The following is a 23804-nucleotide window of genomic DNA, read 5'->3' on the forward strand; positions in this document are numbered from 1 at the left end:
CGGCCTGCAATCACAGATTGCAGTCGTTCGCCTGCGCATGAAGCTTTCGCTTCATAAACGCTTGGCTCACCCCTGGGGGCTTGGTGTTGCCATCCCTGGCAACACACAGTTTTGGAAACTCCTCTCCCACATCCACTCTAAACTCCGTGCAATTCGCCAGATCAATATTTAAATGTTGGAGCCCGGTAGTAATGAAAGTACAGCAAGCCATTGAGTCAAAACTTAAGGATGCATTCGATGCAAACATCCTTCAGGTGGAAAACGAGAGCCACATGCACAGTGTGCCGCCGAATTCGGAGACCCATTTCAAGGTGACGATGGTGTCGCCGGATTTTGAGGGGCAGATGAAGGTGAAGCGGCATCAGGCCATTTACAAGGTGCTGGCGGACGAGTTGGCAGGGCCGGTTCATGCGCTGGCGTTGCATCTGTATACGCCGGAGGAGTGGGAGGCCAGTGGCCAGGCTTCGCCGGATTCACCGAACTGTATGGGCGGGTCTAAGGGCGATCCGGCTATGGCGATGAAAACCGGCCAGGGAGAAGGTTCATGAGTCAGTTTTTCCAGATTCATCCGGAAACGCCCCAGAAGCGGCTGATCAACCAGGCGGTGGAGATCCTTCGGCGGGGTGGGGTGATTGTCTACCCCACGGATTCGGCTTATGCCATCGGCTGCCATCTCGGTGACAAGCCTGCGGCGGATCGGATCAAGCGGATTCGTAAGCTGGATGACAAGCATAATTTCACGCTGGTGTGCCGAGATCTTTCGGACATCGGCGTTTACGCCAAGGTGGATAATACCCAGTACCGGCTGCTGAAGACGTTCACACCCGGGCCCTATACGTTCATTCTCGATGCAACCACCGAAGTGCCGCGCAGGCTGATGCATCCCAAGCGCCGGTCGATCGGGGTTCGGGTGCCGGACAACGCCATTGTCCGGGAGCTACTGGGTGAACTGGGTGAACCCATCATGAGCAGTACGCTGATCCTGCCGGGTGAAACCGAGCCCATGACCGATCCGGAGGAAATCCGGGACGTTCTGGGCCATGAGCTCGATCTGATTATTGACGGCGGCTTCTGCGGCATGGAAGCCACCACGGTGGTGAACTTCACCGGGGATGTGCCGGAGGTGACCCGGGTGGGCAAGGGTGATCCCGAGCCGTTCCAGGTCTGATCAGGTGCCTTTCAGACAGAACACGGGGCTGTTCTCAGCCCCGGTGATCGGAAACGAACGGGTTGCTGGCGCGTTCCTGGCCGAAGGTGGACATGGGACCGTGGCCGGGGATGAAAGAGACCTGGTCTCCGAGTGGGAATAGTTTTTCCCGGATGGACCGGATCAGGGTGTTGTGATCGCCTTTGGGGAAGTCGGTGCGGCCAATGGAGCCGTGGAACAGTACATCACCTACCAGCGCCAGCCCGGATTCCCGGTGGAAGAATACGACGTGCCCCGGTGTGTGGCCCGGGCAGTGCAGCACTTCCAGGGTCTGCTTTCCGACCGTCACTTCTTCACCATCGTCCAGCCAGCGATCCGGCGTAAATACTTCCGGTGCCGGGAAACCGAACATCTGCGCCTGCTGGGGCAAGCCCTGGATCCAGAAATTGTCTTCCTTGTGGGGGCCTTCGACAGGTAAGCCCAATTCCTTCGCCAGTTCTGCTGTGCCCCCGGCATGGTCGATGTGGGCGTGGGTCAACAGAATCTTTTCCACCGTCACGCCTTCCTCCCTGACCGCGGCTAGGATGCGGTCCAGATCGCCCCCGGGATCGACAACGGCGGCCTTACGGGTTTCCTCGCACCAGATCAGTGAACAGTTTTGCTGGAACGGCGTGACGGGAATGATTCTGTATTTCAGGGACATACCTTTTCTCGGATGGTGTCGGGGATAGATAATCGAGTTATGGTAACGGTATTCGGGCTGCCGCTCGAGTTTTCAAGATAACGGGCAAACCTTCTCACGGAAACAATAGGTGCTCAGGTTGAAACAATATCTTCAGAAGATCCGGCGGGGGCAGCCAATCAACTACGAAGCATTCCTTCGCAGATTGCCAGAGGCCATCCGTCGGAAGCACCGGGATATGTTCAGGCCCGTAAAGGTATCCAGTAACGGATGGGTTGTTCACATCCTGGCTCCGTCGGCCTTCGCAGAGCTTGAACAATCTTCGGCGTCTCCGGTCAGTCGTGCGCATGCGGCGGAGCAGGGTGATTCCCACAGGCACGGAACCGGCCACAGCTTTCTTCTGGTTTATCGAGAGGGCCTGGCTTCGGATCGTCCCGATACTGTAGTGGTATCTGAATCAGGGGCAGACTGTGGTTTTCCGTTAAAATCCTCGGCGATGGTCATAGAAAACGAAGAGAATTTTTTCAAGTATCAGAGAATGCTGGTCTTTGCATCTGCTTGTGAAAATACCAGTCTTGGCCTGGAAAACTGCGATGTGGTCCTTGGCAGTGGCAACCGGATTACTCGAAGGGCCTGCATGGCCTGGCTGAATAGGTACCAGAGGGTTTATTGCGCTTTCGATTATGATGCCGGCGGATTGCAGATGTTTGCGACCATGGCAGGCCACCTTGGTGAGAAGGCCAGCTTTGTACAGCCCGGGCATCTGGAGAGTTGGCATCCGAAGTTTCGCAAGGCCCCTGCGAGCACCGAGCGATTTACCCGGGCTATCCAACTGGCAGAAGATCTGGGTTTTTCGTCGTTGGCAACCGCCTTTCGGGAGACTGGAAAATTCATGGAGCAGGAGATGATACTGGATGACTGATCAGCAGGAGAGTAAAAACACGTTCAGGTTTGGTGTTCGCCGCCTGGTGCTGGTGGATTCGGCGGGCTTCTGCTATGTGGAGATCCCCGTGGATAACCACGCCTTGATTCTCGGTCCGGGTAACCTGGGCAAGTCCAGCCTGCTGAACTCCCTGCGACTTTTCCTGTTGCCGGAGAACAACTTCAAGAACAGCCGGAACAAGTTTGCTTTCCGTAACGCCAGTGCCGGCAGCTTCTACACGAACGAGGAGAGTTACCAGCATTACTTTCCGAGTCAGTTCAGCTTTCTGATTATGGAGGCGGAGAATCCCGCCGGAGTGCACTGCCAGATTTTATACCGGGAGAACAGCAGCCAACTGAGTTACGGGCGCGCCTTTGTGCCAGTGCCTTATGAACACCTGCGACCGTTGTTCTGGAATGGTGAAGATCCTGATGGCATTGGCCAGGCAGTGCCGGAGTTGTCCTTCAGTCGGTTATCCGATGCGCTGAAAAAGCTTTCCCGGGAAACGGTATTCACCAACGATCCGGGCAAGCTCAAATCCATGCTCTACAACAGCGAATTGATGACGGGCGATGCCGTGCGATATTCGGTTTTGCCACTTGGGGAATCGGATGAGCGCCGTGTGCAGTCGCTGCGCACATTGATTCTGTTGTTGTTCGAGATGAAGGCGGATGACCGGGCTATGGCCAATGCCGTGGCCAGCATTATCGAGGCGGACAAGAAATTTGCTGACGACGCGTTCGACTTCAATATCGATCAATTCCTTGACCGGCACGAACAACTCAAGCAGCAACAAGCGCAACTGAATCGTATTGAAAAAGAGCGTCCCCGGTTCGAAAAGCTTGGTCGGGATTACGAACATTACCAGAGCCTGTTACGCAGCCAGCAGGATTTTGCCGCTTTCCGGGACGGTCTTGCCAATGCCCTGCGAGACATAGGTGAGCAGCGAACCAGAGCGGTCCGGGGGTACAACGAGCAGAATGATACCCTGAAACATGTGATGCAGAACTTGAAAAAGCTGGATCAGGATGCCAGTGGTCTCAAGGGTGAAATCCGGGCTGCCGACAGGAATCTGAAGCGAGCGGAGCAGGACCGCTCGGATGGCGAGCTGCTGCTCTCCCAGTATGGTGATATGACCGTGCAGGAGATTGGTGAAACGCTCCGGGAAGAGCTGGATCGGAAAAAGGGCCATCTGAATGCGCTGAAAAGTGCGGCCCAGGCTGAGATCCGCCTGGCGAGGCTGGCCGGGGAAATCGAAAAGCTGGAGACCAGGCTGGCCAGCCTGACCGAGAAGGAAAGCAAACAGCAGTGGCAACTGCAGAACCAGTTGGATGAGTCCGTGGCGGCGCCCCTGCGTGCAGTTGATGCCAAGTTGGTGATGGCCAGCCCCGGCCGGGATCTTGACGAATCCACCAGGAAAACCATTGCAGCCTTCGCAAGGCTGTTCGGGCATAGGGAATCCTGTTTTGACTGGTTTGATGTCGAGTATCCGGCGCAGCCGGCCCGGCAACAGGATTTCGACGGCGAACGCCGGCGACTTGAGGGCGAGAAGCGTGGCCTTGAAAAGGAGCGGGCGGAGCTGTCGGATACCGCCAACCAGGAACAGGATCGCCCGCAGCTGATTGCCCGTACAGAAAAGGAAATCAAGGCACTGGAAAAGGACCTGGAGACCCTGGCTCGTTATCCTGCCGCTGCCACGACGCTCAGGGACGCCTCACAGGAAAAGGAGGCGGCTGAAGAGGCGTTGGCGAAACTGGAAGAGCAGGGTCGTCTGGAGCAGGAAAAGCTGGAGGCTCTCCAGAATAAAGTGGCGAAGGCCCGGAATGAGAAGGAGCGTATTGAGGAACGGGAAAAGGAACTGGCGCAACTGAACCGGAGTGTCGGTACTGTGGAGCATCGTTTCCAGCACCTGAAGGCGGCAACGGCTGACGAGCCGCTGGCGATGGATCAGGTTTCCGTCGCCGCCTTTGATGACCTGCAGAACCAGCTGGACGAACTGGAAGAACTGCGACGCAACATCCTCGATCACCTGCGCCAGTTTGTCTATCAGGGAGTGTATGAAGACGCAGATGGCGAGCTGCAGAAGGATAGCCCGTCTTCTTCGGTGATTCGCGGTGTGTTCAAGAGTCTGTCCGATCTTTTCGCCGCGCTGGCGGAGCGGTGGACGGTTCTGGAAGGGCAGATAAGTATCCACAATGAAACCGTTGCCAGTTATCGACAGGCCCTGAAAACCAACCACGAGCACATTGCGCGGTTTGAAGCCCAACTGAACCGTGAACTCGAAGGTGTTCGCATCAATGACCTGGTGGAAATCCGGGTGGATATCCACACCGATCCGAAATTCCGTAACCTGGTGGAGGAAGCCAACAACATTGATCCCTACGGTAACCAGCTTCAGTCCGATGCCTTTTATGACCGGCTGCGGGTATTTGTGGCGGACTTCTTTGGCGAGCAGGGTGGCAGCAAGCGGCTGACCATGGACCGGGTCATTACCGGTATTTCCTATCGAACCAGAAAGGAAAGCGCCACCACCCTGGACCGCAAGGGCCAGTCAACATCCACCACGGCGTTGATCAATCTGGAGCTGGTGTACCGTCTGCTACGGCGGGTGCTTTACCCGGGCGTTCGGCTTTCCTTTCCCCTGGTGTTGGACGAGCTGGCCAGCGTCGATATCAGTCAGATGCCGGCATTACTGGATCGGCTTGGCAAGCAGGGCTTCAATCTGTTCTCCGCAGCGACTCACAGCGCCAGTGCCGAGATGATCTACCTGGTTGGCCGGCACCTGGAGGTGGGACAGATGCGCACGTCCAGGCCTTACAGCCCGCAGCGGACGCTGGTGTTCTGGGGCGGTGCCGAGGGTTTTACCGGTGGCGAGTCGGTGAGTCACTGGGTGGATCAGTCCCAGAGCAGTTTGCTGGAGCCGACGGATGAGTAAGCGCTTCAGTACCCTGGATACCACGCGGCTGCTCTTCGAGCATCCGAGGATCCTGTTTCGGCTGATTGAACGCATGGACCGTTTCGAGGCCCGTTATGTGCGCGAGGCGGATCTGATCTCCGAGGTGATGGATTATTCGAAGGCCCTCGCGAGAGCTGATCGGGAACGGGTGCGGCTGGCACTGAGTACCGACAACCTGTTCCGGACCGGATTGGTGATCGATATCATCAAGGCCGATGGCGAACGTCGGCTGGTGTTTCAGGATGCCCTGATCAATCTGATGCGGGCGTGCAACGCGTCGCTTTACCAGGAGCTTACGGACGCCCGATTGCGCGGGCACCTGGTGACGCTCCGTGATGTGCGGGACCGGCTCGAAACCAGCAGTTTCAGCCCATCCGATCCGGACTTCACCGAGTTGCGGGACGACCTGAACGAACGGGTCAGCCAGCTCATCGGTCTGCTTCGCCAGAATGTGTTGCGAATGCAGACCATCAGTGCCCAGCTGGCAGAAATGTCGGGCGACGCAAGTCGAGTGCCGGAAAAATACCTGGAGTTCCGGCAGAATCTGTTTGAGCAGATTGTCACCTTGTATGATCGCCACATTAAACCCACGCTGGTCTTCCTGAATCCCGATACCCGCCTGCCTGATGGCACGAATCTGTTCGAAACACTCGAAGCCATGGTCCGGCTTCTGGAACAGAACGGGGACCATAGCCTGGCAGACCAGCTTTTTCGTTCCTCAATCAGTCTCAATGCACTTTATAAGCCGATCCAGGTCGTAGCGCAGGAAGTCGAGCATTTCCTGCGCAAGACCCGCCGGGGTATGGTCCAGTACAACGCCATGGAGCACTTCTTCGGCAAGTTGCGGGAACTGAAAGGGGAAACCGAAACCCTGAGTATGCGCCGCAAATGGCTTGAAGGTAGCAACTTTGCCCGTGGCACAGGTTTTCTCATGGGGCTCCGGGCCCAGTCCCGGCCGAAGCACTACGCGTTCGGCGGCTCGCCCAGTTACTACCAGTTGCTTTTCAGTGAACTGGACCTGCGCCTCGCTGACCTGAAACGCAGTGCTGAGGTGCCGGTATTGCAAGAGCTGGAAGGTGGCAGTCGGGACGCCAGGGTTGATGTGCAGCGTATAAATCAGCTCTATCAATGGCTGGAGAGCCTGGAATTACGCCCCACCCATGATCTTGTCCGGGAACTCCACGGGCGACTGGACGGCTTTATCGAGGGCTATCGGTTCCCGGACTTGCTGGCGGCCCTGAATCGGCTGGTGAACACGCCCCCACAGGGATTTCACGTGGTGACAACCAACCGGTTCCGCACTCTTGCCCCGGTTGAGGCTGGTGATACCCCGCCAGAACAGTTTGTTTACCGGAAACGGCGGCTGGAACCATCAACAGAGACAATCCATGACTGATGTAACCGATATGCAACAGGTAACAGAAGGCACCAGTAGCTTCGACGCCATTCTGCCGGCGCAGAGTGCGGCGGTGTACCGGGAATTCCAGGCTGGCCGGGTGATCGTGCGTGAGATTTGGGATGCCAATCGTTCCGAACTGGTTGCCAACCCGCTATACAACCTTGTGTATAACAATCTCTCGCACTTTCGAATGCTCTACGAACATCTGGGCAGTGAGCTGGTATTCAACGAATCCGGCAGCTTCTTCTACCTGAAAGAAAGTAGCGACGATGAAGGTGAAGAACATGATGAGAATGCATTTCGGGTCCAGGTGGTTTTGCTGCTCATAGGCCGCTATTTTGCCCGCAGCGGCCGGGACCTCGATTACCTGGGCCGGCCGGATGCCGGGCTTAAGGAAGATGATCTGATTGCTCTCCAGGCGGATGAGGAATACAGGGAAATCCTGCGTGCAGCCCGTTTTGAAAAGGGCCTGGCCGAAGCCCTGGACTATCTCGACAAACGAAACCTTGTCTTCAAGGCCGGGGCCGGCCGTTATTTCCTCAGTTCCGCGGGCATGTACTTTCTGACAGAACTGGTGAGGGAGTATGAAAACGGGTGAGGTGCATCAGGCAAAGCTGACCCCACCGCGCCCGGAGGCCTTGGCCCGGTACATGGCGGCATCCGACGCCTGCAGGAGCTCTGTTACGGTGGCGGCGCTGTCCGGATAGATGGCCACGCCCACGGAGGCGCCCACCTGCACCGCGTCATCTTCAATCCGGAATGGCTTTGCGGTCACGGCAATGATTTTCTGTGCGATCACTTCGGCATCATCGGTGTTGGCCAGGGGCGCGGTAATCACCAGGAACTCATCGCCGCCATGGCGGCCGACGACATCTTCCTCCCGAATACATCCCCCCAGGCGTTTTGCGATCACTTTCAGCAGCTCATCCCCGGCCTGGTGGCCGTACCGGTCGTTGACCGGTTTGAAATGGTCCAGATCGACGAACATTAGAGCAAAGCGGCTGTTTTCGCCTTTGGCGCGATCGACGGCTTGACTCAGAGAGTTGAGCAGGGCGGCCCGGTTTGGCAGGCCGGTCAGCAGGTCATGGTCGGCCTGGCGCCGGATCTGGCGCTGCGCCAGTTGTAGCTCCCTATTGGACCTGGCAAGCTCGGATGCCTGTTGAGCCATCCTCCGCAGAACCGGCCTCAGGGATCGCCACACCAGCAAACCAGCCAGAAGGGATAACGCAAGGGTGACCATGACACTGAAAACAATGTCCCGGATAACCGAGCCAAAGATTTCATTGGTTTCTGCCCATACGTGCACTTCCCAGTCATAGCCGGGCAAGGGGCGCAGGAAGGACATCACCCGGGTGCCATTCTCCAGTGTGGCCCGGAAGGACACCCCGTCCTCGCTGGTTTGCACCTTCAGCTGATCCGCCAGGCACGGGTCTGCCGCGGTCATGACAAACTGACCTGTGGTCTGGTCAATGGTGATTCGTTTGGTGCGGTCGCTGTCGAGCAGGCAGATCTGTGAATTATCCGGGCCCTCGAAAAGGCTCTGGAGCGAATTCAGGCTGAACAGCAGAAGGTCAAAACCCACCACTTGATGCTCCGAGGTGATCGGACTGGCAACCTGGAGCAGGGGCGGGCTGGTCACTCCGCTGTCCAGTGGGTACGTCACTATGTCGAGTTGCTCCCGCAGGAGTAGCCGGGCAGGTAACCGGTCTGCCATCGGACCAATGCGAATCAGTTCCGAGCCATCGGCATCAAAACGAAGGATGGCCTGCAAGTTGGTCAGGCCTTCTGCTGCGTCCGCGAGGCGCGGGCGGGTAAAGTTCACCAGGACCGTTCGAGTGATTTCGCCGTTGCGATACTGCGCCAGTCTTCTGGCCAGTTCGGAGCGACTGGCGGTTTGCGCGGCCAGGTTGCGATGCTGATCGAAGGCAGCCCAGATGCTGGCGGCCTCGGCATCGGCGAAGTTGGCCGCGGAGAGTTCGGCCCGGGAGTGGATCTGGTTGATCAGGGGCGTGGCCACAATGGTCGCGACCAGAATGCCTGTGAGTACAACAGCGACGACGGCCGTGATGATGATATGGCGTTTATGTTCAGTGATATCCATCGATAGCCGTGCCGGGAAAAACTGTTGCAATAAGTGACATACTATAACCGATTTTTCAGTCTGCAAGGATGGTTAGCCAAAGGCCCAATGGAGAGTTGGCCTGGCCCCCCCCATGCGGGGTACTTTCCGTGTAGACTCAGCCCTCGGTTACCCTGAGTGGTATCAAAGCATTCACCCGATGGAGAGAACATGAAAGCATTGCAGACCCTGCAAATCGAAACCGGCGAAGATCCCGGTGTGGCTGTCATCTGGCTGCACGGCCTGGGCGCCAGTGGCCACGATTTTGAGCCGGTGGTGCCGGAACTCGCGTTTGCAAGGGATCAGGCTGTCCGGTTCATTTTTCCCCACGCGCCCGAGCTGCCGGTGACGGTGAATGGTGGCATGGTGATGCCCGCCTGGTATGACATCCTCGCGATGGAAATCGACCGGAAAGTGGACGTGCCACAACTCAAGGCCTCTGCAGATGCGGTTGCGCAACTGATCGAGCAGGAACTGGAAAAGGGCATTCCCAGTGAGAACATCCTGATTGGCGGTTTCTCTCAGGGTGGCGCGGTGGCCTATGAGCTGGCGCTGAGTTATCCCGAAAAACTGGGTGGGCTGTTTGTGCTCTCCACTTACTTTGCCACCGCTGACAGTATCCGGCTGGCGGACGCCAATCGCCATATCCCGGTGTTTGTCGGCCACGGCAGCTATGACCCGGTAGTCCCGGAATCCTTGGGCGATGCCGCCCGGGGCATGCTTGAAGAACTGGGCTTCGAGCCCGAGTATCATCGTTACCCTATGGAACACAGCCTGTGCCTGGAGGAGGTCCGGGATCTGGATCGGTTCTTCAGTCGCTGCCTCGGCAGCTAATGGCGAGGCTGCCAACCGGCAGCCCGCGCCTTGGCCTTACTTCGTGGTTGGCTGATAGGTCACCACGAAGGCACCCCTGAGATCACCCTCGGAAAAGCCGGTTGCCTGATCATTCGGATACAGTTCGGCCAGTTTGGCTTTTACGTCCGGATCAATGTTTTTGCCATGACAGCCCAGGCACAGCTTCTGGGTCGGAATGGCGCTCATGTACCGGAACGCCGGTTGTCCGGATGCCTCCGACACCTGCCACACTTCCACCGGTTTGCCGTTTTTCACCGGCTGCTTGTCCATTGCCAGCAGCTGCAGCTTCTGCCAGTCGGTTGGAGCGTTATCCGGATTACGTACCTTCAGGCTGGTCCGGCTGATGGTCCATTCCTCACTGCTGTTATCGGCGGCAATTTCAGGCGCCACGGTGTTGCAGACACCGATACCGTTGGTGAGTCCGCCCTCCTTGATGGCCGCCTGGAGGGCCTGTTTGAGTGAGCCGCCAAAGGCTTTCACCTTCGCGCGGGCCTCGGTAACCAGCTCATCTGTGGGTTGCGCCGGTGTTTCGGCGAGGGCGGGCACGGAAAGCATCGATAACAGCGCAGCCGCCGTGATAATTTGTCGGGCCATTGAGTATCCTCCCTGTTGATGTGGCATAAGTATATAACATGAGTTTAGCCCACAACTTGAGTCAGAGCAGGAGTGCGACGATTTGTCGTCCTACACTGAATGAAAACAGGAGGGTGATGAAAATCCTTTTTCAGGTTGACACTTCATTTCCCGACAAACCGGTAACCCACTCCCGGTTCGGTCTGGATATAGTGCTGCTCGGTCGGGTCGTCCCCCAGTTTCTGCCGCAATCGGCCAACTACCACCCGCAGGTAGTGGGTATCATCGGTATGGGTAGGCCCCCAGATCTCCCTGAGGAGCTGGGATTGGGTAACCAGGTGGTCGGCGTTGAGCATCAGGGCCCTCAACACCGCGAACTCTTTTGGGGTGAGCCGAAGGGGCTCTCCGTTGCGGGACAGTTTGCGAAGTGTCAGGTCGATATGCAGCGTACCGTCGTCAAACACAGACCGGTTTTTCTCAAGGCCGGCCGATAGGCTTCCGTTGGCACGAAGCTGGCTTCTGACCCGGGCAAGAAGCTCCTCGATACCGAATGGCTTGGTGACATAGTCATTCGCGCCGAGGTCCAATGCCTTGACCTTTTCCTGTTCTCTATCCCTTACGGACAGAATAATCACGGGGATCGTGGACCACATTCGCAGGGCAGCCAGGACATCCGCACCGTCCATATCGGGCAGGCCAAGGTCGAGGATGACAAGATCCGGTTTTTCCGTTTCACAGAGAGAGAGTCCCTGTTTCCCGCTATCCGCCTCGAGCAGGTCGTAGCCTTCGGTTTTCAGGCTGATCCTCAGGAAATGGCGGATCTGGGGTTCGTCATCAATGATCAATAGCCGGGGCAACCTCGACTCCTGGTTAAAGCTTGTCATGAACCTGATTCCTGGAATTGTGCTGCAAGGGCGTTTGGGGCAAGGGCAGGCTGATTTCTATGGTGGCCCCTTTATTGCCGGGACCGCTCAGGGCACGGAGGCTGCCGCCATGGGCGGCCACCATTCCCTGACATATCGCCAGTCCCAAACCGCTGCCATGGGGGCCACGGTCTCCCTGGCCACCCGTGAAAAACATATCGAATACCTTGCCCCGTTGGCTTTCCGGTATGCCTGGCCCCTGGTCCGATATGGAGATTATCAGTTCGCTTTCGGTGGCCCGGGCCGCAATCAGAATGGTTGAGTGCGCCGGTGCGAATTTTGTGGCGTTTTCCAGCACGTTCACCAGAGCCTGCTCAATCAGGGCTGGGTGAACGAAAAGCAGGGGCAGGTCGTCGTCAATACGGCGATCAATGTGAAAACCCTCAAGCAGGCCACGGGTCCTGCGGAGAGCGGAGGACAGGAGGTCGGTCAGGGCGATCCAGTCCCGTTCGATTCTCAGTGAGCCATGCCCGAGTTTAGTCATGTCCAGGAGATTGCGGATGTACCGATCGAGCCTTTGGCCCTCGCTCACGATCGAATCCAGCAGACTTTTTCGATCTTCCGGGCTCAGCCGATCCAGCATGGATTGCAGGGTGCTGGCAGAGCCAATCATTGACGCGAGGGGCGTTCTCAGGTCATGGGAAATGGACGACAGCAGAGCCGAACGGAGGCGCTCGGTTTCCTCGGCGATTCGTGCCGCCGACAATCGGGCTGCCAACTCTGTCCTTAGCCAGGCCAGGCCCAACTGGTGCGTGTACGCATCAATAAACAGCTCCCGGTAATTTTCGGCGGAGAGGGTGGGGACTTTTACTCCCAAAGCGGCGTAAATGGCCCGGTCAGCTTCAATCGGCTCAAAGCGCCATGGTCGATCGGGGTGGATGCTGGTGAACGCGCCACTGGCCTTGCCGGTTTTCAGTGTGTGCTCTGCGGCGTGGTAATCCTCCGGCATCGGTTGCTCTGCGCCTCCGGAACCCGCCAACACTCGAAGTGTGCCGTTCTCCGGGTCCTTTCCCATGATCAGGATAGGCAACGCCAGGTGGGTACTCAGATTGCTGACGGCTTCGGCCTGGACCGTCTCGATATCGGGCGCCGAGGCCAGCCGGCGCGTGAATTCCAGCAGAGCGGTGGTCCGGTTATTCGATGCCCGGAGTTTCTTGATCTGCTGGCGCAGACGTGCTGCCAGATTTCCGACGATCACCGCGGTGATCAGGAAAAACACGACTGTCAGCAGTTCATCCGAGTCCGTCATGTGGAGCGTCAGCCGGGGCTCGGTGAAGACGAAGTTATAAGTGAGGAAGCTGATAAAGGCAGTAAACAGGGCTGGCCGTATGCCGGTACGAGCTGCCACCCAAAGCACCGCGGTCAGGAACACCAGGGAAAGGTTGCCTAGTGGCAGGATATTCTGGAGAGCAAGGGAAATGGCCGTCGCTGCGGCAACACTCAGGATTCCCCTCGCATAATCGTTGTTCAGGTTGGCCATATGCCGTTTATCCCACAGGGAACTCGGTCGTAGCGTATTGCACGTGCGACTTTCTCCGGACGGTCAGTGTGTACCCGAGGGTCAGTGGACCAAGACGCCCGATCAACATGACTGCCATGATGATCCACTGCCCGACGGTTCCCAGTTCGCCGGTGGTGCCCCTGGAAAGCCCCACGGTCCCGAATGCGGAGACAGCCTCGAAGGCGATGTCCAGAAATTCGTCATCAACGGTGGCCGATAGGGAAAATACCGCCAGGAAGATGATTGCCATGCCGAGAGTTGCTGTGGCCAGTGCCTTGAGGACTGTCTCCTGGCTGAGGGAACGTTTGAAAAACGAAACCTTCAGATTGCCCCGCAGGAAGGATCTGGTCGCGGCCAGCAGGATGACGAACGTGGATATCTTGATGCCGCTGGACGTCGAGTTGGGCGCTCCGCCAACAAACATCAGCAGCAGCATCAAGACACTTGTGCCTGCCGTCAGGGCGCCGATATCGAGGGTGTTGAAACCGGCAGTTCTGGGCGTGGTGCCCTGAAACCAGGCTGCCAGGAGTTTGTCGGTGAAACTGTCCAGTGCTCCAAGTGTCTCCGGGTTGCCAAACTCAAGCGCCAGCACCGCCAACGTTGCGATGATGTTCAGAAGCAGCGTAGCCCCGAGAATGATCTTTACGTAGACCGAAAGCTTACGCCAGGAGCGGTGCTCGAACAGCTCCATCATCACGATATAGCCCAGACCGCCGGCGATGAACAGGGCGGTCACCGAAAGTGTGATACCTGGATGGGTGACATACCCGGACAGACTGTCTGGTGACAGCGCGAACCCGGCATTATTGAATGCCGAAATGGTGTAGAAAATCGCATGATAAATACCTTCAGGCCAGCCCAGTTCCGGCACAAAGAAGCTGCTCAGGATCACAATGCCAATCAGTTCGGCGGTGAGAGCGAATCCGGCGATCGACGCACCGGCTCTGCGGGCGGTATGCAGGGAAATGTCGTTAAAGGCCTCCTGGGCTACCAGTTGATGCTTTAGCTTGAGCTTGAAGCCCAGAGCGAGGGCAGTCAGAACTGCAAAGGTCATCAGGCCCAGACCACCCAACTGGATCAATGTGAGTATCACCAGTTGGCCGAACAGCGTGAACTGAGTACCGGTGTCCACAACCACGAGGCCAGTTACAGTGACCGCCGAGGTGGCGGTAAAAGCCGCCTCCATCCACGTAATCGGGCTCGTCGTCGCAAACGGCAGCTTGAGCAGTGCCGTGCCGAGACCGATCAGCACCAGAAAACTCTGCAGCAACAGTCTCGGAGGGTTGATCCGCCGCTGATTGGCGGGTTCCGGCCTCTTGCCGACCAGATCAAACGGGCGAGCGGTCATAGGTTGTTGACGAGTTTTCTGAGATCCTCCAACTGGCCACTGAGAACCAGTCTGTCACCGGCCAGGATAGTCCACGTATGATCAGGGTATGTGTGTGCCTTCTTGTGCCGTTTGGCAACCAGGGGTTTAACATCCAGCTCTCCAACCAGATCCCCGATGGTTTTGTCGACGAGATCGTCCGTCGCGCGGAATTCCACCACAAAATAATCGTCATCCAGACTCAGGTAGTCGTGAACCATGGGGTAGTTCAGTTCCTGGGAAATGCGAACGCCCATTTCGTATTCAGGGGCAATGATACGTGTCGCCCCAAGGCGCTCAAGAATCCGGTGATGCTGGTTGGTTAGTGCTTTGGCCCAAACTTTAGCCACGCCGAGTTCCCGTAGCTGAAGGGTGGCCAGCATGGTGGCTTCGACGTTTCGGCCGATGGCAACCACGGCCACATCGTAACTGCCGGCATTCAGCTCGACCAGGCTGGATTCATCGGTTACGTCGGCAATGACGGCATGGGTTATCTCGTCCGCCATCCGGTCGACCCGCTGGGCATCCGTATCGATTCCTAGCACATCGTGCCCGAGCCGGGTTAGTTCGGTGGCAATAGTCGCACCGAACACCCCAAGTCCAATCACAATGATCTGCTGCTGTTCAGCCATGATGAGAACAATGCTCCAGGAGCCTGAATGAGAAAATGGCAACCAACCCGACCGCTGCGGTTGATAGTGAGCGTGCGTCAAAATAGTCGCATAAAGCCGACAATCCGGTTCCGTTGTACCCGTAAAAATAGCGTAAAAATTTCCACTGGTGTGTGCTAAAGTTCTATCGTTTGTGCTTTCCTTTAGCTCCTGATCAAATCCGGCATGACCGGAGCATTGGTAGCCACGCCATGTGACTGCCAAACGACTTTCCCAAAGGGCCGTGCGCTACTGACTATGCCGTTGTTACATCTCATGCCGGTTATTCAGATTCTCGGTTTTCTCCTGATCCTGCTTAGCTTTTTGATGACGCTCCCGGTCAATCTGCTGATATTCGGCAATACCCCTGACTGGATGGCATTCGTAAAGTCAGCGAGCATCAGCTTTTTGGTAGGACTGATCTGCTTTCTGAGCGCCGGTCGAAAACGTCATGCCCTCAAGCAGCGTCAGATGTTCATTCTCACGGTCTCTGCCTGGATTGTCATTCCATTGTTTTCCAGCCTCCCATTGCTGATGAGCGATCTGAAGCTTTCTATCACGGATGCGTTCTTTGAGAGTATCTCCGGGGTTACCACCACCGGATCCACGATCATGGCGGGGCTTGATGACTTGCCGGGGGATATCCTGCTATGGCGTTCCATCATGCAGTGGATGGGTGGTATCGGAATTATTGGTATGGCGGTGGCCATCCTGCCGTTCCTGCGCATTGGTGGTATGCGCCTGTTCGCCACTGAATCCTCGGAATGGACAGAGAAAGCCGTACCCCGCACCAGTCGCCTGGCTCGTGGGCTGGTGTTCAGTTACCTCGCCCTCACGTTCGGTTGCATCTTCGTTTACTGGGCACTTGGCATGGATCTGTTCAATGCGGTCAACCACGCGCTGACGACTGTATCCACCGGCGGGTATTCAACCTCTGATAGTTCCATGGGCCAGTTTGACGCACTTTCGCTTCTGTTTGCCTCGTCAGTATTCATGATGCTTGGGGGGGTGCCGTTCTTCCTGTTTGTCAGATTGTTGAATGGTCACGCCCAGCCGTTGCTCAGGGATCGACAGGTTCACTTTTTTGTCCGGTTTCTTCTGGTAACGGCAAGTCTGATTGCGGTTTATCGGGTCGTAAAGGATGGGACCTTTCCGGTCGATGCTTTTGTTCACGCGCTTTTCAATGTGACATCGGTGGTTACTACCACTGGGTATGCCTCGCAAGATTATTCCCTGTGGGGACCATTCGTTGTTGTTCTATTTTTCTTTCTGACCTTTGTGGGTGGATGTTCAGGTTCCACCAGCGGCGGCATGAAGATTTTCCGTTTTCAGCTCTCGATGTTGCTGCTCAGGGAGCAGGTTCTACGCTTGCTCCATCCCAATGCCGTGTTGGCGCGTCACTATAACGGCCGGATCATCAGTGACGAGATCGTCGCATCCAGCGTGGCCTTTTCCTTCATCTTCCTGGCTACACTGGCCGTTGTCGCGGCGATCCTGGCTGCCCTCGGGCTGGACCTGGTGACCAGTCTGACCGGTGCAGCGACAGCCCTTGCAAACGTAGGCCCCGGGCTTGGCGAAATCATTGGCCCGGCCGGAAATTTCCAGCCACTTCCCGACGCCGCCAAATGGGTTCTGATGGGAGCCATGTTACTGGGCCGTCTGGAGCTGTTAAGTGTGTTTGTGATGTTCTCGCCGCATTTCTGGCGGAGCTGAAAGAAGTACCAAAGGCCGGGAAGTGGCTCCCGCCATGGGGAGCCAACTCTCGAGAGCCAGGTTCCAGTCAGAGCATCTTCTTCAACTTACCGTAATCGCCGCCGGTACGAAGCACGAGCGTGATGTCGTTATCGTTCCGGTTCCGGAAAAACCAGCCGTGGTTGCCAGTAAACGCCGCCACAAGCTTGCCTTCATCCTCCGGAACGCCTCTCCCCTTCTCGTAAGAAATGGACTGTCCACCGCCATCGCCATGGGTATCGTAATTGATGGCGCCGCCTTGAGAAATCCACGAGAACCGGGCAACAGCACCTTCTTCCATGGTGAGCTTGAACTCTGTGCCTTCACCCGGTGAAAGAACCACACGCACTTCATCCTGCCACTGAGGTTCCACAGGTGCAGGCTCTGATACAGGTTCTTCCGGGGCGGGCTCAGCTTCAGGTGCGGAAGCCGAGGCGGTTTCCTGAGCCGGTTTGGCGGCGACAGGTTCGGCTGCTTCCGGAGCCTTCTGGCCGGTCGAGGATTGCACGGCAACCGTCTGGGCAGCCTTGTCCGCGGAGGCCTCCTGTGCGAGCTGTTCTTTGATCTCGCCCATTTCAGTCAGACCCAGGAGTCGGCCCGCACCGGTTGGGTCCAGGGCGTATTCCGCGGGCATTACGATGGTTGCCAGCAGAACCAGCGCCACGATGGCTGCGATGATGGTTGAGCGAATCAGTTTGGCGGTGCTGGGTAATTCTTCACGGTTTGGTATATCAGTGTTGTACATAACGAATCTCCAGAATCAGGCGACAAAGTAACCGGTGAGCTGGTAGCCGAAGAGCAGGAAGCCTGCGCTCATCATGGCCACGTTGGCGGTGTAGGCGTGGCGGTAAAAGCCGTCTGTTTTGCGCCAGAAGCTGATGGCAATCAGGATTATGCTCAGGGCAATGAGCTGTCCGATTTCCACGCCCACGTTGAAAGCAAGGAGGTTCGGAATCAGCCCGTCCGGCGAGATGTCGTATTCGATGATCTTGGTCGACAGGCCAAAGCCGTGGAAGAATCCGAAAATGAGGGTGGCAGCCTTGGTGTTGGGCTGGAAACCAAACCAGCGCTGGTAGGCACCAATATTGTCCAAGGCCTTATACACGATCGACAGGCCGATAATGGCATCAATGAGGTAGCTGTTGATGCCGACATTGAAGTACACACCCAACAACATCGTTGTGGAATGCCCCAGCGCAAACAGGCTTACATAGATGGCGATATGCTGCATGCGGTAGAGGAAGAAGATGACACCCAGCAGGAACAGCAGGTGGTCATAGCCGGTGACCATGTGTTTGGCCCCGAGGTAGATAAAAGCAATCAGGTTTACACCAGTGATTTCCTGGATGTACCCCTTGTCACCCTGGGCGACGGCATGGGCGAGCGCATCGGTGCTCACTCCGAGCAGTCCGAGGGTCAGGAATATCCAGATGAGGCGATTTTCACCGGCGAGGCTGTGCGCCCGCCAGCGGCCGTCAAGCAAAGTTGACAACATAGTGACTCCGTCAGTTTTCGTGTAATTGGGCTGCAGACGCAGCGAGACTCAAACGGTGAGCGATGCCTTTGGCGGGCGCTCGAGTCGATAACGAAAACTGCGGGGAGAGTCTCCGGCGAACGAAACAGCCTGCCGGAAGGCGAGCACATGGCTGGAGACAAGGCGGATGGTCAATTGATCCACAGATTCGTGGGTGTGGTTGCCAGAATCGTGATGCAGGGGAATGTCTGGTTTTTCGTCGGTGTCATGGCTGTGATGATCGTGACTGTGCGGGTAATCACCAAAGTCCGTTGCCGACGTCTCAGTCAGTTCAGCGATACCATGGGATGAGGCTTCACCGACGACCGAAAGGGTCATCCCGGCCAGCGCCACCAGCATGACAAAAAACGGAAACAGTTTTTTACGGTGGATAGCCGTAATCATGGGCGTCAGATTGCTGGTCCGGCTGGTGGATCAATACGGGGTCTGAGAATAGCATGCCCGCAGGGGAGCAGGAATTAAAAATGGCCAATCTGAATGGTACCCCCGGCAGGACTCGAACCTGCTACCTTCCCCTTAGGAGGGGGACGCTCTATCCAGATGAGCTACGGGGGCAAATCTGCGAGAAGGCCGGTATGATAGCGGGCGAAAGCTTGTGGCTCAAGGTGTGGGCGTGTTGAGTGGTCTTCCGGGAGTGTGATTTTGTCCGAGCCGTTGTCGTTAAGCGTGATTGTTCCGGTCTGGAAAGAGGCTGGAACCATCGTTGACACCCTGCAGGCGCTTCAGCCGCTGCGCGGGTCTGGCCTTGAGGTGATCGTGGTGGACGCCGGCAGCCCGGACAGGACGGCTGAGCTTGCCCGGCCGTGGTGTGACCGGGTGGTGGTAACCGGCAAGGGCAGGGCGATGCAGATGAATGCCGGGGCTGCAGTGGCGGCGGGCAATGTGTTGCTGTTCCTCCATGCTGACACCCGGCTGCCCGAATCGGCCCTCGCTGAACTTGAACAGTTCTCCCGGACCCGTTTCGGCTGGGGGCGTTTTGATGTGGCCCTGAGTGCCCACCGCCCGATCTTCCGGATTATCGCCTGGTTTATGAACCATCGGTCCCGCCTGACCGGAATCTGTACCGGCGATCAGGGCATGTTTGTGCGCCGGGATGTGTTCGAGGCCCTCGGCGGGTTCCGTGAAATTCCATTGATGGAAGATGTGGAAATTTCTGGTCGGTTGCGACTGGTGTCCCGCCCCTGGTGTATTACCGATCCGGTGGTCACCGACAGCCGGCGCTGGGAACAGAACGGTCCCTGGCGTACTATTCTGCTGATGTGGCGATTGCGTTGGCGTTACTGGCGTGGTGAATCGCCGGAATCCCTGGCGAAGGCCTATCGATCGGATGTCCGAAATGCCTCTGAGTAATCCTCCCTCCGCTGTTTTTCTCCAGTTTACCAAGTGGCCCGAAGCGGGCAAGGTCAAGACCCGGCTGATGCCGGAGTTGGGCCCTGTCGGTGCGCTCGAGGCCCACATCCGGCTGACCCTGAAGGTGCTCGATAACCTGTGCGCCACCGGTTATCCGGTCGAGTTCTGGTGGGATCGGGAGGAGGACGAACCAACCGCCGAGGCCTTGCCCATTCTCGAAGAGGTGGAAGGCGCAGGCCTGATTCAGATGGTGCAGCAGGGCAACAGTCTCGGTGAACGAATGGAGGCTGCGTTGGGTCTATCCTTGCAAGAGTATGACCGGGCCCTGATCGTTGGCAGTGATTGCCCGTCGGTGGATCCTGACTACGCCCGGCATGCCGTGGCGTGCCTGGCGGATCATGACGTGGTACTCGGTCCCTCCGACGATGGCGGGTACGTTCTGATCGGCGCTTCCCGGGTAGTCGAGGGCATGCTGGATGATATTGAGTGGGGAACGCCGGAAGTGCTGAAGCAGACTTGCGAACGACTCGAAAAAGCGGGGCTCAGCTACTTCCTGCTGGAGCCCCGCTGGGATGTGGACGAGCCCGGGGATTGGGCCCGTTTTCTGGGTAGTCGCTGAATCGGTCAGCTCGCCGGCACTGGCGGCAATTCGGTGAGTGTGCCAAGAGCCCGCTCGGCCTCGAGGCCGTTGCCTCCGGTGACTACCCGCAGCGCCTGGTCTCTTTCCAGTACGGACTCGCGGAAGATGTCCAGCAGTTCCTGCCTTGTGACATTCCTCACGGCCCCGGCAAGTTGCTCCCGTGAGTCGAAGTTTGCCATGCCACGGTCGATCTCCCGCCAGTAACGGCTCGAAATGTGACCCAGTTGCCGATCCTGCTCCAGCAGCTTACTGATCACGGCCTGTTTTTCCCGATCCAGTTGCTCCTCGGTCAAGCTGGAAAGTACGTCCTCAAAGCTCTGTGAAAACTCCCGTACCGCACGATCAATCTCGGTTTGTGATGCCGAGGGAGATTGCACCACAAATCCCAACGCCGGCGTTTCCAACATTTCGAACGGGGTGGCATACACGATGTATCCCAACTGACGGTTGGTGCGGATTTCCTCGTAGAACGGGCTGCTGATGATCTGCCCCAGCAAACGATAGCGGGCTCGCTCCGCGAAGCTGGTGTTATCCCCCTGCATGTAGAGGGTGTAGCCGGTATCCGGGTGATCCACGGCCAGGGAAACCTCGGTCTCTTCCTCGGGCAGTTGGCGCACCTGGCTGCGGGGGACTTCGGCAAGCCGGCTGTCATCCAGCACAATGGCCTCCACCTGCCTGGCCAGGTTCAGTGCGTAGGATTCGGTGACATTGCCATGGGCCAGCATGACCGGATCAACCTCACTCAGCAGGTTCAGGGCAAAGGAGCGCAGCTCGTCCAGGGTGATTTCCCGGGCAGCGGCCAGTTTCTCATCGGTGCTCCAGGCGCCTTCGATCAGGGCGGTCTGGACAAACTCGGAGGTCTGTTCGACCGGGCGGTTTTTGGCCTGGTTCTGCAGGTTGTCGATCAGGTTCTGACGGGCAATCCGGAACCGTTGTTCGGTCAGCAGCGGATCACCAACCTGGAGCAGAATCCGGTTGAGCAGGGTGTGGAGTTTGTCGTTGTAGCCGCCCACGCGGATGGTGATGCCCCGCAGGTGGGGGTAGACGCTGTAATCCAGGCCCGCAAGGCTGGCGGCATAGGAGGCGGCGTTCAGGTTGCTATTGACCGCATCCACCAGAACCTTGGTCAGCACGGCACTGCGGGCACTGGCCCGGGCGGCCGGCGTGCGCAGGCTGACGAAGACGTTGGCCTTGGGCGTGCCGAACCGGTTGTCCCGGGCAAACCAGATTTCCATCCCGTCCTGGCCGCCCAGTTGCACCGGGTGCGACATGGTGTCGCCGGAAACCAGTGCAAGGTTTTCCGGAACAAACGGGTTGGGTTGAGGCAGTGCGAGTTGGGTGGCCAGTTGTTCCGGTGCGCCAGTGGTGATGTCCGATGGCGAGAGCTCGGTCATCTGCCAGGCGGCGCCATACCACTGGGTGGTGTTTGGCTCGTCCAGTTCTGGCTCCGGGGCCAGCACCAAGACCAACAGGTTGTCTGGAGTCAGCCGGTCCAGAATATCGCGGTACTGCTCAGGTGCATACCGTTCCATCAGCCAGGGGGCACTCAGGATATCTTCGGCCGGATAGTGCTGGAGCTGGCCGGCCAGGCGCATGGCCTCATGCAGAGGTTCTCCCTGCTCCCGGAAGCGGAAATCGATGGTGGCCAACTGTTGCATTTCATGGAAGCGGTCTTCGCCGATGCCGGACTGGCGTATCCGCTTGATGTAGTCGAACACCAGCGGCAGGATCTCGTCCTGGCGTTCGAGGCCTTCGGGTGTCAGTGCCATGCTGATTTCCAGCGTCGCATTGTCGCCGGTGTCCATGCCCAACCCGGCGGAGAGGCTGTCGGCCAGTCCGGCGCGCTTGAGCACATCAAACAGGCTACCGGGGCCTTCATGGCCCAGCAGGTTGGTAATATAGCTCGCCGGTTTGGTCCGGTAGTTGTCCTGCTGGGATGGAATCGGGAAGCTGAGGGTCAAGCTACGGACATCCTTGATGGCATCGGCCGTGACCCTGGCTGGCAGGTCGTCGGCGCGGAACATCGGTTCCGGGTGCTCTTTCTGCTCAAGATTGCGGTTCTCGATGGCGCTGAATCGCTCCCGCACGATGGTTTCGAGCTCGTCCAGTGACTGGGGACCATAGACCGAGAGCGTCATCAGATTGGCAGAGTAGTGATTCTCCCAGAACTCGATCAGGTCCGGGCGCAGGGGATTGTCTTCGGTGTTCTCCAGTGTGCTCAGGTTGCCCACAGCGAATTGACTGAAAGCGTGGTTCGGATTGCTCACTGCCTTCTTCACGGAATAGAAACGCCGGCCATCGTCTTTCTGTTTGGCACTGAACTCCGAGTGCACGGCATTGCGTTCCCGGTCCACCAGTTCCGGTGTGAACAGTGGGGCGGAGAACTGCTGGGCGAAGCGGTCCAGGGCGGGTTCCAGGAACTGGGCCTGCACATCAAAGAAGTAGTTGGTGTCCTGGAAGGCGGTGAAAGCATTGTGACTGCCGCCATGGCTCTTGATGAACTGCTGGTATTCGCCGGGCTCCGGGTACTTCTCGGTGCCCAGGAACAGCATGTGCTCCAGGAAGTGGGAGAGGCCTTCGCGCCCCCTCGGGTCATCGCCGCTACCGACCGCCACATTCAGCGATGCGGCTGCTTTGTCCGCCTCAGGGTCGGAAACCAGGATCGCCCTCAGACCATTCTCCAGTTCCATGTATCGGTACTGGTTATCGTCGTTCGGGCTCTTGCGGATGTCGCTGGCGGCCAGAGCAAGGCTGCTCAGCAGTAACAGTGCCAGGCAGGACAACACTCGAAAGTATTGGCGGATTTGCTTTCCGTGGGTCATAGGGCCTCTGCGGTCTGTGGATTCGGTCGATTCAGTGCATCAGCGCGTTGCGGGTGGCCTCGGGCTGCTGGTCCAGGGTTTTACGAGCCAGATCGGCCGCTTTCTCACCGTCCAGCTGACCCGATGCAATTCGCTCAAGCACGGTGGCCATGATGGCGACGGACTGGCGGTACTCGGAGAATTCGGCCTGGAAGGCCTGGTCGATGGCCTCGTAGACCGCCTGGATTTTTTCCTCCCGGGAGCCGGAGTTGGCGGCGGTATCGTTGATGGCTTTCAGGCATGCCCGGGCGATGGCGATGTAGCGTTCAGTGTTCGGGTTGTCTTTTTGCATGGATGTGGTTTTCAGGGAACCTTGTTGACTGTGACATGAAATGACGCCGGAAAGCGCAATAAGTTCCTGATTATGGCATTGCCGGCCATGGGTTTCATGGCTTTCTGTGATGGGATTTTCAAGACCGGCAATCCCGGCGCCCTGTGCTAGTCTCAGAGACAATGTGTCGGAAAATTCAGCCAGGCCGATTGCAGGGCCTGTCCGGTAATTAGAGTAATGGCTCTATATAAAACAAGAGGTTAAAGAGTAAATGCTCTAAAAAAGTTCGATACATGAACGTTGCAATTAAGTACAATGCCGGCG

The 23804-nt window shown here is 57.6% G+C and carries 22 protein-coding genes and 1 tRNA gene; 10 read left to right on the forward strand and 13 right to left on the reverse strand.

Translation table 11 applies throughout. From position 1 onward, the window contains the following. Positions 1 to 191: 191 nt before the first annotated feature. Together R6W86_RS04785 and R6W86_RS04790 are read left to right on the forward strand one after the other, a co-directional pair. The gene (locus R6W86_RS04785; protein WP_410328241.1) at positions 192 to 548 is read left to right on the forward strand and encodes a BolA family protein; all 357 of its coding nucleotides are present in this window, start codon (positions 192 to 194) and stop codon (positions 546 to 548) included. After that, positions 545 to 1168, forward strand: a complete 624-nt coding sequence (locus R6W86_RS04790; RefSeq protein WP_410328242.1) for an L-threonylcarbamoyladenylate synthase — start codon at positions 545 to 547, stop codon at positions 1166 to 1168. Before R6W86_RS04785 ends, R6W86_RS04790 begins: the two co-directional genes overlap by 4 nt. 34 nt (positions 1169 to 1202) lie before the next feature. Here R6W86_RS04790 and R6W86_RS04795 read toward each other — a convergent pair whose 3' ends face one another. Next, entirely contained in the window at positions 1203 to 1850 is a 648-nt protein-coding gene (locus R6W86_RS04795; protein ID WP_410328243.1) for an MBL fold metallo-hydrolase, read from the reverse strand. Positions 1851 to 2067: 217 nt separating this feature from the next. Here R6W86_RS04795 and R6W86_RS04800 point away from each other — a divergent pair, with 217 nt between their 5' ends. The 4 genes from R6W86_RS04800 to R6W86_RS04815 are packed head-to-tail and all read left to right on the forward strand — an operon-like array spanning position 2068 to position 7704. Beyond that, positions 2068 to 2751: a hypothetical protein gene (locus R6W86_RS04800; RefSeq protein WP_410328244.1), complete on the forward strand. Its 684-nt coding sequence runs from the start codon at positions 2068 to 2070 to the stop codon at positions 2749 to 2751. Continuing rightward, entirely contained in the window at positions 2744 to 5686 is a 2943-nt protein-coding gene (locus R6W86_RS04805; RefSeq protein ID WP_410328245.1) for a hypothetical protein, read from the forward strand. Before R6W86_RS04800 ends, R6W86_RS04805 begins: the two co-directional genes overlap by 8 nt. Continuing rightward, positions 5679 to 7103 carry a hypothetical protein gene (locus R6W86_RS04810; RefSeq protein WP_410328246.1) on the forward strand — a complete coding sequence of 475 codons (1425 nt, stop codon included), beginning with the start codon at positions 5679 to 5681 and terminating at the stop codon, positions 7101 to 7103. The genes R6W86_RS04805 and R6W86_RS04810 overlap by 8 nt, the downstream gene beginning before the upstream one ends. Next, positions 7096 to 7704: a condensin complex protein MksE gene (locus R6W86_RS04815; RefSeq protein ID WP_410328247.1), complete on the forward strand. Its 609-nt coding sequence runs from the start codon at positions 7096 to 7098 to the stop codon at positions 7702 to 7704. The genes R6W86_RS04810 and R6W86_RS04815 overlap by 8 nt, the downstream gene beginning before the upstream one ends. Before the next feature lie 6 nt (positions 7705 to 7710). Here the strand turns inward: R6W86_RS04815 and R6W86_RS04820 are convergent, their stop codons facing one another. Then, on the reverse strand, positions 7711 to 9207 hold the full coding sequence (locus R6W86_RS04820) for a diguanylate cyclase domain-containing protein (RefSeq protein WP_410328248.1): 1497 nt from the start codon (positions 9205 to 9207) through the stop codon (positions 7711 to 7713). A gap of 189 nt (positions 9208 to 9396) precedes the next feature. Here R6W86_RS04820 and R6W86_RS04825 point away from each other — a divergent pair, with 189 nt between their 5' ends. Beyond that, positions 9397 to 10059, forward strand: coding sequence for an alpha/beta hydrolase (locus R6W86_RS04825; protein WP_410328249.1), 663 nt, complete (start codon positions 9397 to 9399; stop codon positions 10057 to 10059). 36 nt (positions 10060 to 10095) lie between these two features. Here the strand turns inward: R6W86_RS04825 and R6W86_RS04830 are convergent, their stop codons facing one another. The 5 genes from R6W86_RS04830 to R6W86_RS04850 all read right to left on the reverse strand — a co-directional run bounded on the left by R6W86_RS04830 (position 10096) and on the right by R6W86_RS04850 (position 15075). Beyond that, positions 10096 to 10674: a DUF3365 domain-containing protein gene (locus tag R6W86_RS04830; protein ID WP_410328250.1), complete on the reverse strand. Its 579-nt coding sequence runs from the start codon at positions 10672 to 10674 to the stop codon at positions 10096 to 10098. Between the two features lie 143 nt (positions 10675 to 10817). Further along, a complete protein-coding gene (locus R6W86_RS04835) occupies positions 10818 to 11537 on the reverse strand; it encodes a response regulator (RefSeq protein ID WP_410328251.1) in 720 nt (239 codons plus the stop codon). Next, a complete protein-coding gene (locus R6W86_RS04840; protein ID WP_410328252.1) occupies positions 11524 to 13056 on the reverse strand; it encodes a DUF4118 domain-containing protein in 1533 nt (510 codons plus the stop codon). Before R6W86_RS04840 ends, R6W86_RS04835 begins: the two co-directional genes overlap by 14 nt. A 7-nt stretch (positions 13057 to 13063) precedes the next feature. Further along, positions 13064 to 14425, reverse strand: a complete 1362-nt coding sequence (locus tag R6W86_RS04845; protein WP_410328253.1) for a TrkH family potassium uptake protein — start codon at positions 14423 to 14425, stop codon at positions 13064 to 13066. Beyond that, positions 14422 to 15075 (reverse strand): potassium channel family protein, encoded by a 654-nt coding sequence (locus tag R6W86_RS04850; RefSeq protein ID WP_410328254.1) that lies wholly within the window; start codon positions 15073 to 15075, stop codon positions 14422 to 14424. Before R6W86_RS04850 ends, R6W86_RS04845 begins: the two co-directional genes overlap by 4 nt. Before the next feature lie 294 nt (positions 15076 to 15369). Between R6W86_RS04850 and R6W86_RS04855 the strand changes: the two genes are divergently transcribed. After that, the gene (locus R6W86_RS04855) at positions 15370 to 16806 is read left to right on the forward strand and encodes a TrkH family potassium uptake protein (RefSeq protein WP_410328290.1); all 1437 of its coding nucleotides are present in this window, start codon (positions 15370 to 15372) and stop codon (positions 16804 to 16806) included. A gap of 67 nt (positions 16807 to 16873) precedes the next feature. Here the strand turns inward: R6W86_RS04855 and R6W86_RS04860 are convergent, their stop codons facing one another. The 4 genes from R6W86_RS04860 to R6W86_RS04875 all read right to left on the reverse strand — a co-directional run bounded on the left by R6W86_RS04860 (position 16874) and on the right by R6W86_RS04875 (position 18913). Then, positions 16874 to 17569 (reverse strand): hypothetical protein, encoded by a 696-nt coding sequence (locus tag R6W86_RS04860; RefSeq protein WP_410328255.1) that lies wholly within the window; start codon positions 17567 to 17569, stop codon positions 16874 to 16876. 15 nt (positions 17570 to 17584) lie between these two features. Then, positions 17585 to 18319, reverse strand: coding sequence for a HupE/UreJ family protein (locus R6W86_RS04865; protein ID WP_410328256.1), 735 nt, complete (start codon positions 18317 to 18319; stop codon positions 17585 to 17587). A 48-nt stretch (positions 18320 to 18367) separates the two neighbouring features. Next, the gene (locus R6W86_RS04870) at positions 18368 to 18742 is read right to left on the reverse strand and encodes a hypothetical protein (protein WP_410328257.1); all 375 of its coding nucleotides are present in this window, start codon (positions 18740 to 18742) and stop codon (positions 18368 to 18370) included. Between the two features lie 94 nt (positions 18743 to 18836). After that, positions 18837 to 18913, reverse strand: a tRNA-Arg gene (locus R6W86_RS04875). A gap of 81 nt (positions 18914 to 18994) precedes the next feature. On the opposite strand from R6W86_RS04875, the gene R6W86_RS04880 reads away from it, so the two are divergent. After that, complete coding sequence (locus R6W86_RS04880) at positions 18995 to 19708, forward strand: TIGR04283 family arsenosugar biosynthesis glycosyltransferase (protein WP_410328258.1); 714 nt, start codon at positions 18995 to 18997, stop codon at positions 19706 to 19708. Further along, the gene (locus R6W86_RS04885) at positions 19695 to 20327 is read left to right on the forward strand and encodes a TIGR04282 family arsenosugar biosynthesis glycosyltransferase (RefSeq protein ID WP_410328259.1); all 633 of its coding nucleotides are present in this window, start codon (positions 19695 to 19697) and stop codon (positions 20325 to 20327) included. The genes R6W86_RS04880 and R6W86_RS04885 overlap by 14 nt, the downstream gene beginning before the upstream one ends. Before the next feature lie 5 nt (positions 20328 to 20332). Here R6W86_RS04885 and R6W86_RS04890 read toward each other — a convergent pair whose 3' ends face one another. Beyond that, positions 20333 to 23170: an insulinase family protein gene (locus R6W86_RS04890; RefSeq protein ID WP_410328260.1), complete on the reverse strand. Its 2838-nt coding sequence runs from the start codon at positions 23168 to 23170 to the stop codon at positions 20333 to 20335. Positions 23171 to 23201: 31 nt separating this feature from the next. Next, positions 23202 to 23501: a hypothetical protein gene (locus R6W86_RS04895; protein ID WP_410328261.1), complete on the reverse strand. Its 300-nt coding sequence runs from the start codon at positions 23499 to 23501 to the stop codon at positions 23202 to 23204. Positions 23502 to 23804 lie beyond the last annotated feature (303 nt).

Source organism: Marinobacter sp., assembly GCF_046484525.1.
Taxonomy (GTDB): Bacteria; Pseudomonadota; Gammaproteobacteria; order Pseudomonadales; family Oleiphilaceae; genus Marinobacter.

Coding starts and splice junctions, on each gene's coding strand:
- R6W86_RS04785 (WP_410328241.1), top strand. CDS start 192: ATGAAAGTACAGCAAGCCATTGAGTCAAAACTTAAGGATGCATTCGAT.
- R6W86_RS04790 (WP_410328242.1), top strand. CDS start 545: ATGAGTCAGTTTTTCCAGATTCATCCGGAAACGCCCCAGAAGCGGCTG.
- R6W86_RS04795 (WP_410328243.1), bottom strand. CDS start 1,850: ATGTCCCTGAAATACAGAATCATTCCCGTCACGCCGTTCCAGCAAAAC.
- R6W86_RS04800 (WP_410328244.1), top strand. CDS start 2,068: ATGTTCAGGCCCGTAAAGGTATCCAGTAACGGATGGGTTGTTCACATC.
- R6W86_RS04805 (WP_410328245.1), top strand. CDS start 2,744: ATGACTGATCAGCAGGAGAGTAAAAACACGTTCAGGTTTGGTGTTCGC.
- R6W86_RS04810 (WP_410328246.1), top strand. CDS start 5,679: ATGAGTAAGCGCTTCAGTACCCTGGATACCACGCGGCTGCTCTTCGAG.
- R6W86_RS04815 (WP_410328247.1), top strand. CDS start 7,096: ATGACTGATGTAACCGATATGCAACAGGTAACAGAAGGCACCAGTAGC.
- R6W86_RS04820 (WP_410328248.1), bottom strand. CDS start 9,207: ATGGATATCACTGAACATAAACGCCATATCATCATCACGGCCGTCGTC.
- R6W86_RS04825 (WP_410328249.1), top strand. CDS start 9,397: ATGAAAGCATTGCAGACCCTGCAAATCGAAACCGGCGAAGATCCCGGT.
- R6W86_RS04830 (WP_410328250.1), bottom strand. CDS start 10,674: ATGGCCCGACAAATTATCACGGCGGCTGCGCTGTTATCGATGCTTTCC.
- R6W86_RS04835 (WP_410328251.1), bottom strand. CDS start 11,537: ATGACAAGCTTTAACCAGGAGTCGAGGTTGCCCCGGCTATTGATCATT.
- R6W86_RS04840 (WP_410328252.1), bottom strand. CDS start 13,056: ATGGCCAACCTGAACAACGATTATGCGAGGGGAATCCTGAGTGTTGCC.
- R6W86_RS04845 (WP_410328253.1), bottom strand. CDS start 14,425: ATGACCGCTCGCCCGTTTGATCTGGTCGGCAAGAGGCCGGAACCCGCC.
- R6W86_RS04850 (WP_410328254.1), bottom strand. CDS start 15,075: ATGGCTGAACAGCAGCAGATCATTGTGATTGGACTTGGGGTGTTCGGT.
- R6W86_RS04855 (WP_410328290.1), top strand. CDS start 15,370: ATGCCGGTTATTCAGATTCTCGGTTTTCTCCTGATCCTGCTTAGCTTT.
- R6W86_RS04860 (WP_410328255.1), bottom strand. CDS start 17,569: ATGTACAACACTGATATACCAAACCGTGAAGAATTACCCAGCACCGCC.
- R6W86_RS04865 (WP_410328256.1), bottom strand. CDS start 18,319: ATGTTGTCAACTTTGCTTGACGGCCGCTGGCGGGCGCACAGCCTCGCC.
- R6W86_RS04870 (WP_410328257.1), bottom strand. CDS start 18,742: ATGATTACGGCTATCCACCGTAAAAAACTGTTTCCGTTTTTTGTCATG.
- R6W86_RS04885 (WP_410328259.1), top strand. CDS start 19,695: ATGCCTCTGAGTAATCCTCCCTCCGCTGTTTTTCTCCAGTTTACCAAG.
- R6W86_RS04890 (WP_410328260.1), bottom strand. CDS start 23,170: ATGACCCACGGAAAGCAAATCCGCCAATACTTTCGAGTGTTGTCCTGC.
- R6W86_RS04895 (WP_410328261.1), bottom strand. CDS start 23,501: ATGCAAAAAGACAACCCGAACACTGAACGCTACATCGCCATCGCCCGG.